General features: G+C 45.4%; 10 protein-coding genes. 8 read left to right on the top strand and 2 right to left on the bottom strand.

Annotated features, from left to right (window positions below; genetic code table 11):
• The first annotated feature begins 59 nt into the window (after nt 1-59).
• The 8 genes from B9A22_RS17325 (at nt 60) to B9A22_RS17295 (ending at nt 9867) form a co-directional block, all read left to right on the top strand.
• Entirely contained in the window at nt 60-1475 is a 1416-nt protein-coding gene (locus tag B9A22_RS17325) for an NCS1 family transporter (protein ID WP_084577205.1), read from the top strand.
• A 262-nt stretch (nt 1476-1737) separates the two neighbouring features.
• Nucleotides 1738-2739 (top strand): oxamate carbamoyltransferase subunit AllH family protein, encoded by a 1002-nt coding sequence (locus B9A22_RS17320; protein WP_139796293.1) that lies wholly within the window; start codon nt 1738-1740, stop codon nt 2737-2739.
• Nucleotides 2726-4276: an acyl-CoA synthetase FdrA gene (gene fdrA / locus B9A22_RS17315; protein WP_176215571.1), complete on the top strand. Its 1551-nt coding sequence runs from the start codon at nt 2726-2728 to the stop codon at nt 4274-4276. Before B9A22_RS17320 ends, fdrA begins: the two co-directional genes overlap by 14 nt.
• A 1-nt stretch (nt 4277) precedes the next feature.
• Nucleotides 4278-5684, top strand: a complete 1407-nt coding sequence (locus B9A22_RS17310) for a YlbE family protein (RefSeq protein ID WP_084577203.1) — start codon at nt 4278-4280, stop codon at nt 5682-5684.
• 11 nt (nt 5685-5695) lie between these two features.
• Nucleotides 5696-7288 (top strand): L-lactate permease, encoded by a 1593-nt coding sequence (locus B9A22_RS17305; protein ID WP_084577202.1) that lies wholly within the window; start codon nt 5696-5698, stop codon nt 7286-7288.
• A gap of 5 nt (nt 7289-7293) precedes the next feature.
• Entirely contained in the window at nt 7294-7449 is a 156-nt protein-coding gene (locus B9A22_RS25545) for a hypothetical protein (RefSeq protein WP_176215570.1), read from the top strand.
• A gap of 24 nt (nt 7450-7473) precedes the next feature.
• Complete coding sequence (arcC, locus tag B9A22_RS17300) at nt 7474-8490, top strand: carbamate kinase (RefSeq protein WP_084577201.1); 1017 nt, start codon at nt 7474-7476, stop codon at nt 8488-8490.
• Between the two features lie 147 nt (nt 8491-8637).
• Entirely contained in the window at nt 8638-9867 is a 1230-nt protein-coding gene (locus B9A22_RS17295) for a pyridoxal-phosphate-dependent aminotransferase family protein (RefSeq protein WP_084577200.1), read from the top strand.
• A 142-nt stretch (nt 9868-10009) separates the two neighbouring features.
• On the opposite strand, the gene B9A22_RS17290 is transcribed toward B9A22_RS17295, so the two are convergent.
• Nucleotides 10010-10210 (bottom strand): hypothetical protein, encoded by a 201-nt coding sequence (locus B9A22_RS17290; RefSeq protein WP_084577199.1) that lies wholly within the window; start codon nt 10208-10210, stop codon nt 10010-10012.
• 213 nt (nt 10211-10423) lie between these two features.
• On the bottom strand, nt 10424-12220 hold the full coding sequence (locus B9A22_RS17285) for a carbon starvation CstA family protein (RefSeq protein ID WP_084577198.1): 1797 nt from the start codon (nt 12218-12220) through the stop codon (nt 10424-10426).
• Nucleotides 12221-12273: the final 53 nt, after the last annotated feature.

The following is a 12273-nucleotide window of genomic DNA, read 5'->3' as shown; positions in this document are numbered from 1 at the left end:
AAACCGATGCATTCTCAATAGTACGGAAAATAATAAAAAAGAGAAGGTGTGGTCTTACGATGTATACAAATGCAGAAACTAGCGAGCCTAAAGCGATGGATGTTCAACATGATACGGGTGTAGATGAGTCACTCAATCCGAAAACCGAAGCGGGCAGGACGGTAGGTCCAATAGACTATATGTTTATGTGGCTTGGAGACGGTGTTAATTTAGGTAATATGACGCTTGGATCTAGCTTGGTTGTAGCGGGGATTGCAACGCTAAACATCTTTCAGACATTTGTCGCAGCCATCGTAGCAATTGCTATCATTTCTGGTGTTTTTGCTTTAAATGACAGGCTTGGATACAGAACGGGAATACCCTATGTTGTACAGCTTAGAATGTCCTTCGGAATGAAAGGCTGCATCGTATCATCACTTTTGCGCGGTATTCCCGCCATCATTTGGTATGGTTTTCAAAGCTGGATTGGCGGTACTGCTTTAAATGAAATTGCGAAGATTATTACAGGGGGCGGCTTTGATAACATATTCGCTTGCTTTGTAGCGCTTCAGCTGGTGCAAATTGTCCTTTCTCTCTACGGCTTCCATGCCATTAAATGGGTGGAGTCGGTTATATCTACTGTTATTATGTTAGCGCTTATCTATGTATTTGGAATTCTTCTGACTTCTCATAGTGCTGTTATTACTGAGAAATGGATTCATGCACAAGGCACGTGGGGCTTGCCGTTCTTTGCCTTCATCATGATGTTTATGGGGAATTATGCAGCCATCTTCTTAAGCGCAGCCGACTATTCAAGAGAGTTAAAATCAGGTATTAGTGATGCAAAACGCGGATTCTTATACTTTCTGCCTATTGTAGTCGCTTACGGCTTCGTACTATGCATCGGCGCAATGCTTGCTGCCGCAACCGGCATCTCTAATCCTGTGAAGGCGTTTGCAATAGTGATAGATAACGCCTATATTACCTTCTTTGTCTCCGCATTTATTGTTATGGGTGCAGTTGCAGTAAACATGGTTGCCAATATTATTCCGCCAACCTATGTTATTACCTTGATTACAAAACTAAAATATAAAACGGCTGTTACCATATCCGGACTGCTAGCGCTAGGCGCATGCCCTTGGGTGCTTGTACAGGATTCTTCGGCAGAAGGTCTTGGACTGTTCATTCTCATATACTCCGCATTTTTGGGACCGATAGTTTCTATCTTATTAATCGAATATTACATGTTAAGAAAACAAAAAGTAAATGTTGCAGATTTGTATAAGGAAGACGGCCCATTTGCCGGATATAATCCATGTGCAATTCTTGCAATGCTTATCGGCGCCGGTGCCGCCTTTATGAAAGTGGAGCTGGCATGGGTTATCGGTTTTGTTGTAGCAGGTGTTTCCTATATTCTTCTAATGAAGTATGCATTTAAAGATTCAACATTCAAAAAAGGTACAATATTTGAAGAAAAAAGAAACCTGTCGATGTAATCAAGTCTATAAGTTTTAAGTACCTTTATAAAACTCGTTCTCCGCTGTACTAAATCGCTAATCGATTTGATACAATGGAGAACGAGTTTTTGTTCGGAACAAAGTAAGAGGCCACCAGTTGAATCATAATGCGAATCTATCCCGGCTTTGTAGTGATACCTCGAACCTCGTGATGCATGTGTGTTGAAGAGGACTAACAGGGTTTATTAGACTAGTGTGCATTGTGCCTAGCGAATACTCGTTTCTTTGGTGCAAATGCACTATGAGTATAATTAGAAAATTCATTATAATGAAACTCAAGGAAGGTGATATAGTTATGATCCTGCTTAATGCTGCTGCAATTTCAGAAGATCTCCTTTTGCCAGCGGAAAGTACTGTTGGGCAGATAAAATCAATCCACCGTGACTATATCAATATTCTTACTGCCGACGGAATCGTTACTTTGGTTCGCTCTGGCATGGATCATATTCCCTTTGGAATAGAGGTGGACTTAGCCGGCGGGTGGCTCAATACTGACCTAAAAGAGCAGCAAGCGGTGCTACAACTTGACGACGCTATTATCGTTGGTGAGACCTTGGCAGTACAAGGGTTACAGAGTTGTCCGCGATTTTCCTGCCATTCTTCTTATGATCCTTTAACTGGTGTTGTGGATTGTTTGCCGCGCTTGCGACAACTGCAGCAGTTGTGTAATGACGCCGGTAAGGGAGGCGGCATTATGGCTTATATCGGCCAGTATGATGCCGAAATATTTTGTCGGCGAAGGAAACCCCCAGATTTGACCGGGGCTAGAATACCGCGGCAAGTCGAGCTGTTGGTTACCGGTATTCTAGATAATAAGGAGTATTTAATTGGTGAAGGTATATGTGGCCTGCTTGGTGTGGGACCAGGTTCAACCCCTTCCGGAGACGATTTTCTGCTGGGCTTTCTCAGTGGTATCAGTCATGTACAGCCAGTACGTTGCCAGCACGCGGCTAAAATAATGGCACAGCATCTGGTGCAGAACGCTCCTCGCTTAACCACCTTTATGTCAATTGAGTATATCAAGTATGGTGTAAAAGGCTTGTATCATCAGCGGTTTGGTGAAATGATTCGTTCATTTGGCGCCGGAGTCGAGCAAGAAATGATTAGTAAAGCCCGGAATTTAATGCAACTAGGACACTTTTCCGGTGTCGATTTATTAGTAGGTTTTGTGTACGGCGGTTTTACCGCGTTAGCTGCAGGTACAACCACCGATGAGAAAGGAGTCGCATATGAAAATCTATAATGTAGTACGAAAAAATAACTATTATGATTCGGTTACCCTCATGCTTATTTCCAAACAGCTAAAGCAGATGGAAGGTTTGGATGATGTTTCGGTTATGATGGGAACACCGGCCAATCGGGTCATTTTACAAGAGGCTAACTTATTAGGGCCAGAGGGAGAGGCAGCCGGTCCCAATGATTTAATTCTAGCATTCCGGGCTCTGGCAGATATTGATGTGCAGTGGGTATTAAGCAAAATTGATGAGCAGATGGGTAAGAAAGCTGCGACCGGCAAGAATGCCGAGCAGCTGATCATACGTTCTGCTGTAAAGGCTTATCAGGAGGATACTGAATCGAATTTGGCATTTATTTCTGTACCAGGTGAATATGCGGCCATCGAAGCAGAGCGGGCTTTGAAGTATGGAAAAAATGTATTTTTATTTAGTGACAATGTTTCTATGGAAGACGAAGCAAACTTAAAAACAATAGCAGCTGAAAAGGGTTTGCTCGTTATGGGGCCTGACTGCGGTACCGCGATCATTAATGGTAAGGGTATTGGTTTTGCAAATAAAGTAAAATCAGGTGATATCGGCCTGATTTCAGCTTCTGGCACCGGCTTGCAGGAAGTGATTTGCTTATTAGATGCCATGGAACTAGGAATTAGTCAGGCCATTGGCACAGGTGGCCGGGATTTAAAAGAAGCGATCGGCGCAGCTACTATGCTGCAGGCGATAGAACTGCTTATTAATGATAACAGCACCCAAACCATTGTTCTTATCTCGAAGCCGCCGGCTCAATCGGTAGTGGAGAAGATTATGACAAAGTTGGCTGGGACTAGTAAACAGGTTGTTCTCTGCTTCCTCGGCAGTTTTATTGCTAATGCACCGTCTAATGTCACGATTGCTGCTACTTTAGAAGAAACGGCGATAAAAACGGCGCTGCTTTGCGGTAAGCAACCGGAGTTGCTAACCGTTGAGGCTAAACTTATTGACTGGGCTGAAGAGGCTAAAGCTAATTTGGCTCCCAAACAGCAAAACGTGCGCGCTTTGTATGCCGGCGGGACTTTGTGTTATGAAGCAATGTTGGTATTAAGCGAAACGTTGGGACCTGTATATTCAAACATTCCTTTACGCAAGGAACTGTTGACGAATGATGTTGTGGTAGCAGGTCAGCATACTGCAATTGATCTGGGTGACGACCAATTTACCATGGGTAAACCACATCCGATGATTGACGGATCGCTGCGCAATGAATATATCATGAATGTTGCGAACGATCAGCAAACTGCCGTATTATTGATTGATGTGGTAATTGGCTATGGTGCCAGTGAAGATCCGGCAGGGGAATTAGTTCCAGTAATCGAAAGTGCCAAACAGGCGGCCGCTGCTTGTGGCAATACTTTGGCGGTAGTGGCATATGTCTGCGGAACTAGCCAGGATGAGCAAAATAAGGAAGCGCAAGTTGCTAAACTGCTGCAAGCCGGAGTGTTGGTTACCACGACAAATGCCGAAGCGGCTAGACTGGCAAGAATGATAGTCGGTGAACGGAGGAATAGCTGAGATGTCAAATAACTTGTTGAATCAAAAACTAAACGTTGTAAATATTGGATTAGAACTTTTTTCGCAGACACTTGTCAAGCAAGATGTACCAACAATGCATGTTTCCTGGCGTCCGCCGGCCGGTGGCAATAAGGCAGTAGCTAAGCTGCTGGATAAGTATGAAGAGCGTATTAATGCAGCCAACGAAGTAGTAATCAAAATGTATAACGATGCACAGCCGATACTTACTGGTGTCAAACCGGCCCATACGGTTCTGAAGGGTCTGACAAAAGAAACTATTTTGCACGCCGGACCACCTATCCAGTGGGAGGATATGTGCGGGCCAATGCAAGGCGCAATTCTAGGTGCTGTACAATTTGAGGGCTTGGCTGAAAATGACGAGAAAGCGGTGCAGTTGATTAAAAGTGGCCAAATAAAACTGGCACCCAACCATCATCACGGCTCAGTCGGGCCAATGACAGGTATGATTACCTATCACATGCCGGTATTCGAGGTTCGTAACGAAACGTTTGGGAATGTGGCGTATTGCTCTATTAATGAAGGACTTGGTAAAGTAATGCGATTCGGCGCCAATGACCCTGAGGTAATTGAGCGACTGATCTGGTTTAGGGACAGCTTAGGACCGGCACTTGATCAAGCCATAGCGTTATGCGGCGGAATCAACCTGAAGGTTATTATGGCTCAGGCCGTAGCTATGGGTGATGAGATGCATCAGCGTAATATTGCTGCTTCTTCCTTATTTGCCAGGAAAATCTGTCCACAGATTGCTCAGCTTACAATGGATAATGACGAGAAAGCTAAGATTACCAAATTTATCTGTAACAATGATCAGTTTTTCCTCAATTTGGCCATGGCGGCTGGTAAATCGATCACTGATCCGGCTAAAGGCATAAAAGATAGTTCGATCGTTACAGTCATGTGCCGCAACGGCACAGAGTTTGGTGTCAAGGTCGCAGCAACTGGTGAAGAATGGTTTACTGCACCAGCCAATATGCCGGAAGGCTTATATTTTCCTGGATTTGGCCCGGAAGATGCCAATCCGGACATGGGCGATAGTGCAATCATTGAAGTAATCGGTCTTGGCGGTATTGCCATGGCGGCATCACCGGCGGTAGTTCGGTTTGTGGGAGCTGGTTCGCAAGAAGATGCTGTTCGCTATACCAAGGAAATGGGCGAGATTTCCTATGCAAAGAGTACGCAGTTTTTACTGGCCACAATGAATTTTGAAGGCGTTCCGCTGGGCATTGATATTCGCAAGGTGGTTGAAACCGGTATTGTACCGGTTATTAATACCGGCATGGCGCATCGGAAGCCTGGGATAGGGCAGATTGGAGCCGGCGTAGTCAAAGCTCCGTATGGCTGCTTTGAGAAAGCGTTGGAGGCATTTGTCGGAAAACTGGCAGATTAGGTTGGTGGATTATGTCGATTAATGTTTTGCAGTGGTTTACTGCCCTGGTGCCTATTTTAGTGTTGCTCATACTTTTGCTTCGCTGTAAATGGGGTGGTGATGAGGCGGCCTCGGCTGGCCTCTTGTCTTCCATCCTGATTGCGTATCTGGTTTTTGGCGGTGGGGCAGATATGATTGCTTTGGCTGTTGCCAAGGGAATGTGGTCCTCACTCTCTATCATTTTAGTAGTATTTCCGGCGTTAATAATCTATGAAGTGTCACGGGAATCAGGCGCATTTGCGGTAATTCGCGCCGGGATGCAGCAGTTTACGCCCGACAAGGTACTTCAAGTACTGGCTGTTGGCTGGATTTTTGTCGGCTTTCTTCAGGGAATTACCGGCTTTGGCGTCCCGGTAGTTGTAGGAGCACCGCTCTTAATCGGTATGGGTGTTAAGCCCTTAACAGCCGTGCTGATTACTTTGCTGGGGCAGGCATGGGGTAATACTTTTGGGACCTTAGGATTAGCGTGGGATGGATTAATTAGTCAAGTGGATGTAAGTGACCCGCTGACCTTCACCCGAACCATTCTTTGGTCTACTGGAATGCTCGGTATTGTTAACCTAATTGCAGGACTTTTGATTGCTGGTTTAGCCGGTGGTTACAAGGGGATGAGACGTAATGCGGTTACAGTAATCCTGCTGGGATTGTTGCAAGGGGCTGGACAAATGGGTTTGGCTTTGCTAAATCCAATGTTAAGTAACTTTGTTGTCGTATCATTGTCGTTAGGCTTGATTTTTATGATTGGCAAACTCGACTATTATCGCCACCCGGTAGAGCTGCATGATCCAGCCGAAGAAAAGCCTGATGAAAGTGTAATGGGCCAAAAAATGAGTATTCAACAGGCGTTTATTCCTTATTTGTTTTTGGTTATAGTTGCGGTTGCTGTGCTATTAAATGACAGTATCAAGGGTTATCTCGGGCAGTGGAAACTCGCGTTATCCTTTGCCGAAAAAACAACATTACTGGGCTATGCAACACACAGCTATCCTGCCTATGCACCGATTGCGCCGCTGACTCATTCCGGGGCCTTCCTACTATTGGCGGCAATCATTGGTTACGCATGCTATAAGCGGTGGGGCTATATACAAGCAGGCGGAGTACAGCGTATTATAAAAAACTCGCTGAACAAAACGATACCTTCAGCCATTGCTGTTATTGGTTTGATCGCTATGTCGAAAGTGATGGATGATACCGGTCAGACTACCGTGCTGGCCCAAGGAGTCGCGGCAGTGACAGGCGGAATTTACCCGATACTTTCTCCGTTTATCGGGTTGTTGGGCTCATTTATGACCAGTAGCAATTTATCTTCTAATATATTATTTGGCAGCTTTCAACAGAAAGTTGCACTGATGTTACAGATAGACAAAGCACCACTGTTGGCGGCACAGACGGTGGGTGGCGCTATCGGTAGTATTATTGCTCCCAGTAAAGTATTGTTAGGGACAACTGCGGCAGGGATATTGGGCCGGGAAGGCGATGTTATCAGTAGGTTTTTAGTAGGAGCAATGCTGCTTTGTGCGGTATTTGGCGTAGTTATTTTTATATCTTATCAATTCGGGTGGTGAGGAAAATGCAACAGCTAGTGGCATTCTTGCCGGTATTTATCATCTTTGCTTTTCCGTTATTGTACTTTGGCGGTCATTTGGGTAGCAGTGTATGCTCCGCTGCAGGGATATTGGTTTTGTTCCTGGGTATGTCAGGGCCGCTTATTAAACGCATGATATAATTATGAGAGGTAAAGGTGGACAATATGCAGAAAGGTATTTGTGTTGTAGCCATCGGCGGAAACGCGATTCTTAGTGAGACAGATCAGGGAACGATCAATGAACAAATTGAAAACATCCGAATTGTTTGCACAAAAATAGTTGGGCTCATCCAGCAGGGTTATCAGGTTATCGTTACTCACGGTAATGGGCCGCAGGTGGGGCAAACCTTGCTAAGACATAAGCTGTCTGCCAATATTGTTTCCGAGGGTACACTCGATGCCTGTGGCGCAGAGACTCAAGGGCTGCTAGGGTATTTGATCCAACAGGTATTGCGTAATGAACTGGATAAGGCTGGATTATCTTTAGACGTAGCTGCTATTGTTACCCAGGTGCTGGTAGATAAACAAGATAAAGCCTTCCAAGAACCAACCAAACCGATTGGACCTTTCTATTCAAAGGATGAGGCTGAGGAAGTTTCCCGGAAATACGATAGGAAAATTGTCGAGGACAGCGGGAGAGGCTACCGTATGGTAGTACCATCACCGATACCGGTTGATATTGTCGAAAAAAATACAATTCTATCATTACTTAAATCTGGTAATGTGGTTATCGCTGCCGGAGGCGGCGGAATACCTGTTGTCAGACAGGATAATGGTTTGGTTGGTATAGCGGCCGTGATTGACAAAGATGCGGCTTCGTCACTCTTAGCTAGGATGGTTGGTGCGGACTACCTGCTGCTGCTGACTGGCGTTGAAAAGGTCTGCATTAACTATCGTCAGCCGAATGAAAGCCAATTAGATTTTTTACCGGTATGGCAAGCTGAAAAATATTTGGCAGAAGGCCAGTTTCCGGAGGGGAGCATGGCACCTAAAATCAGGGCAGCAGTCGAGTTCGTGAAATATGGCGGCACGAAAGCTATTATAACCACCTTAAATAATATTTGTGCGGCATTACAAGGTGAAACCGGAACTGCTATTGGACTAGGTGACCAGCCCCCTGTGGCAGGATATCCTGCAGGTGCTATTGCTGAAAAAACAATAATGGAGTCTTGTGTGATGTAACTATATTCATACGGACTTTAGTGAGCAGGCAAAAACGGTATTGCAAATGTAAGTATAAGACAAAGAAGCAGGATGTGACTGAAAAAATCACGTCCTGCTTCTACATACCTTTATTGGCTTTACTAAATAAAAAGGAGATATGATAGCATGTATAAAGACTTGAATACTTCAGTACGTACCCTGATGACACCAGGCCCGGTTGAGGCCGAACCACGAGTGTTAAGAGCCATGTGCACTCCCATTTTAGGACAGTTTGATCCAGAGTTTACTGAAATTATGAATGAAACTATGGCGATGATCAGGTCCGTGTTTCAGACCGAGAATCAATGGGCCTTTCCGATTGACGGTACTTCCCGGGCTGGTATCGAAGCCGTTCTCGGCAGCATTATTGAGCCTGGCGATCGGGTGTTGATTCCGATTTATGGCCGATTTGGCCAACTGCTTACAGAAATAGCCGAGCGTTATGGGGCCGATGTAGTGAATATCGAGACCGATTGGGGACAGGTGTTTAATCCGCAAGTGGTTATTCAAGAAATGCAAAGAGTTAAACCCAAAATTGTGGCAATGGTTCACGGAGAAACTTCGACCGGTTGTATGCAGCCGTTACAAGAGATTGGTGCGGCATGCCGGGCACTGGATATCCTTTTTGTAGTCGATGCAGTTGCCACAATTGGCGGAACAGCAGTAAAGGTGGATGAATGGAAAATTGATGCTGCCATTGGTGGTACCCAAAAATGTTTATCTGTTCCCTCTGGTATGGCACCGATTACCTTCAATGCCAGAGTGGAAGCCATATTATTAGAACGTAAAAAAATTGAAAGAGGTCTCGCAGATCCAAGTACCTATCAAAAGCTGCAGACGCGTGTGATCCGCAGCAACTATTTTGATCTTAGCCAGCTCATGGACTATTGGAGCCCGGCGCGGTTAAATCATCACACCGAGGCTACATCGATGTTGTATGCGCTGCGGGAAGGATTGCGTATTGTGTTAGAGGAAGGGCTGACGGTAAGGTTTGCCAGACATAAATTGCATGAGCAAGCGCTGGTGCAAGGGCTTAAGGCTATGGGGCTGGAGATTTACGGTGACCCCAATTGTAAATTACCTGTAGTTACATCGATCAGAATACCGGCAGGGATAGATGGTGAGTCGGTTCGCCATAGGCTGTTGCAGGATTTCCAAATAGAAATTGCCAGCTCGTTTGGTCCTTTAAAGGGAAAGATTTGGCGGATAGGTTCTATGGGCTATAGTTGCCGTAAGAAAAATATTCTGCACGTGTTAGGAGCGTTAGAGGCAGTGCTCATTAGACATGGAGCAAAGGTATATGCTGGCCGAGCTGTACAAGCTGCGTTAGATGTTTATGACAACATAGAAGTATGATACTAAACATTGCATAACAACACAAAGTAAAAGCAGTAGAAAGTAGTTGTAAAATAGGGCCTGACTGCTAAACGAAAGAGTTGTTTTATAAAAAGCAAAAAGTGAGAGCATCCTTTTGGATGCTCTCACTAATAACGGTACGTTATTTGCTATATGTTTGTAGGTAATTTAGCCCTAATTGTTCGTACATCTCCAGGTGCTGAACGAGTGCAACTTCTTGAGTACTACTTAAGTCGTCGACAATGTCAATACCAACAGCCTCTTTGAGAATACTTTCAATTTCAAAAGTGCAATAGCCTAAAAAGGCAAGGCGTTTAATTAGCCGTAAGATATGTTGTTTCATAACCGATTCCTCCTAATTCTAGATTTTAATTGGTAATTCATTACGTCTTTGAACGCAATCAGCCGCGATTACCATCGACTACTACCAATTTACTAATTAGAACAAAGAGCTACTCGGATAATTACTTTTTCTAAATAGAGTTTTGCAACCACATGGCCAATAATCTATATTAATATATCATTAACTTGATTAATAGTCAAGTGTGAATTTTTACTAATTACCTGGGGTGCTATTTGCTGGTTTGGACAGAGCTTGTTCGCCGTTGGCAATTTTTATCCAGGTGCGTACAGCATCACTGATAACAAACACAACAAGCACAATCATAATGCCGCTAGCGGCAGCCAAGAGGTAGTTACTCTTAGGGAGGTAATTGGTGGTAATGTTTAGATAACCGGCAGCCACTGTAGTGATCGCAAGGAAGCACATTGGGATAATTGTTGTCCACGTATAGCGTCCTTTGCCCATTCTAAACAGTACAGTAGTACCGATGGCCAGAGACATACTGGCCAGAAGCTGGTTGGCAACGCCAAACAGCGGCCAGATGGTGGAAATGGAACCACCGTATACCAGATAACCCCAGGCAAAAGAGATGGCGGCACTTGTGATTACGATACCAGGAGTCCAGTGTACATCTTTTAACGGTTTATAGACCATACCGCCAAGTTCTTGGAGCAGGTAGCGGCCAACGCGAGTACCGGCGTCAATGGTGGTCAGGATAAACAGTGCTTCAAACATGATTGCAAAGTGATACCAGAAAGACAGGAGGCCCTGCATACCAGGAATTTTACTGAAGATGTGAGCCATGCCGACAGCCAGTGATACGGCTCCGCCCGGACGACCGGCGACATTTTCGCCAACCATTTGAGAGAGTGCATCAAGCTCATTAATCTGCATTCCAAGCTTGGCAAAGACGGCAGGGGAAGTATTGATGGCAAAATAGTCTGCCGGGAACAGGCTGGTAGCCGCAATGAGGGCCATGAGGGCAACAAAGGATTCGACCAGCATGCCACCAAAGCCTACTGCCTTGATCTCTGCTTCGCTTGTCAGCATTTTAGGGGTGGTACCGGTGCTAATTAAGGCATGGAAACCTGAGATAGCACCACAGGCGATTGTGATGAACATGAAGGGCCATACGGGGCCTGGGATGATAGGACCGCCACCATTAATGAATGGCGTGAGAGCTGGCATATGAATTTCTGGCTGAACAATAAGGATGCCAAGAGCCAGAGCTAGTATTGTACCGATTTTCATATAGGTGCTGAGGTAGTCGCGAGGAGCAAGGAGCAGCCATACCGGCAGCGCGGCAGCTACGAAACCGTAAACAGCCAGCATAATGGATAACTGGGTACGGTTGAAGGTGAAGTAAGGGGCCAGCCAGGATTCCTGTACCATCGGGCCGACAAATACGCCTAGCAGAACAAGGGTTACGCCGATGAATGAGGCTTCGCCGATACGGCCAGGGCGAAGATAACGGAGATAGATTCCAACAAAAATCGCGATAGGAATTGTAACAGCTACTGTGAAAGTACCCCACGGGCTGTCATACAGGGCGTTGACTACTGCGATTGCCAAACCGGCCATGGTTATAATGAGGATAAAGAGTACGGCAATGCTTGTTGCCAGGCCTGATGCTTTGCCGAGTTCTTTTTTTGCGATTTCGGCAACAGATAGGCCATCGTGACGAACTGAGGCAAATAGAATGACCATGTCGTGCACGGCCCCGGCGAATACTGCGCCAATTAACAGCCAAATGGTTCCAGGCAAATAGCCGAACTGGGCGGCTAGTACAGGGCCTACTAGCGGGCCGGCACCAGCAATGGCGGCAAAGTGGTGACCAAAAGTCACCCATTTGTTGGTGGGTACATAATCGCGGCCGTCATTGTGACGCACCGCTGGGGTGGTCCGGTTGGGATCAAGGGTAAGCACTTTGGCTGCCATAAAGGCACCGTAGAAACGATACGCTAAGGTTAAAACAAGTGCAGCGACAATAACTAAAGAAATACCGTTCAAGTTAGTTCCTCCTTTTGAATTATATAGAACATTTGCAAACTTATAATAACTTG

The sequence above is a fragment of the Sporomusa malonica genome, assembly GCF_900176355.1.
Lineage (GTDB): Bacteria > Bacillota > Negativicutes > Sporomusales > Sporomusaceae > Sporomusa > Sporomusa malonica.
The sequence above is the reverse complement of the archived record's forward strand: the minus strand, read 5'-3'. Positions and strand labels throughout refer to the sequence as shown.

Bases quoted from the DNA above. Each gene is read 5' to 3' on its own strand.
- B9A22_RS17320 (WP_139796293.1), top strand. From the start codon at position 1,738: ATGAGTATAATTAGAAAATTCATTATAATGAAACTCAAGGAAGGTGAT.
- B9A22_RS17310 (WP_084577203.1), top strand. From the start codon at position 4,278: ATGTCAAATAACTTGTTGAATCAAAAACTAAACGTTGTAAATATTGGA.
- fdrA (WP_176215571.1), top strand. From the start codon at position 2,726: ATGAAAATCTATAATGTAGTACGAAAAAATAACTATTATGATTCGGTT.
- B9A22_RS17295 (WP_084577200.1), top strand. From the start codon at position 8,638: ATGTATAAAGACTTGAATACTTCAGTACGTACCCTGATGACACCAGGC.
- B9A22_RS17305 (WP_084577202.1), top strand. From the start codon at position 5,696: ATGTCGATTAATGTTTTGCAGTGGTTTACTGCCCTGGTGCCTATTTTA.
- B9A22_RS17325 (WP_084577205.1), top strand. From the start codon at position 60: ATGTATACAAATGCAGAAACTAGCGAGCCTAAAGCGATGGATGTTCAA.
- arcC (WP_084577201.1), top strand. From the start codon at position 7,474: ATGCAGAAAGGTATTTGTGTTGTAGCCATCGGCGGAAACGCGATTCTT.
- B9A22_RS17290 (WP_084577199.1), bottom strand. From the start codon at position 10,210: ATGAAACAACATATCTTACGGCTAATTAAACGCCTTGCCTTTTTAGGC.
- B9A22_RS25545 (WP_176215570.1), top strand. From the start codon at position 7,294: ATGCAACAGCTAGTGGCATTCTTGCCGGTATTTATCATCTTTGCTTTT.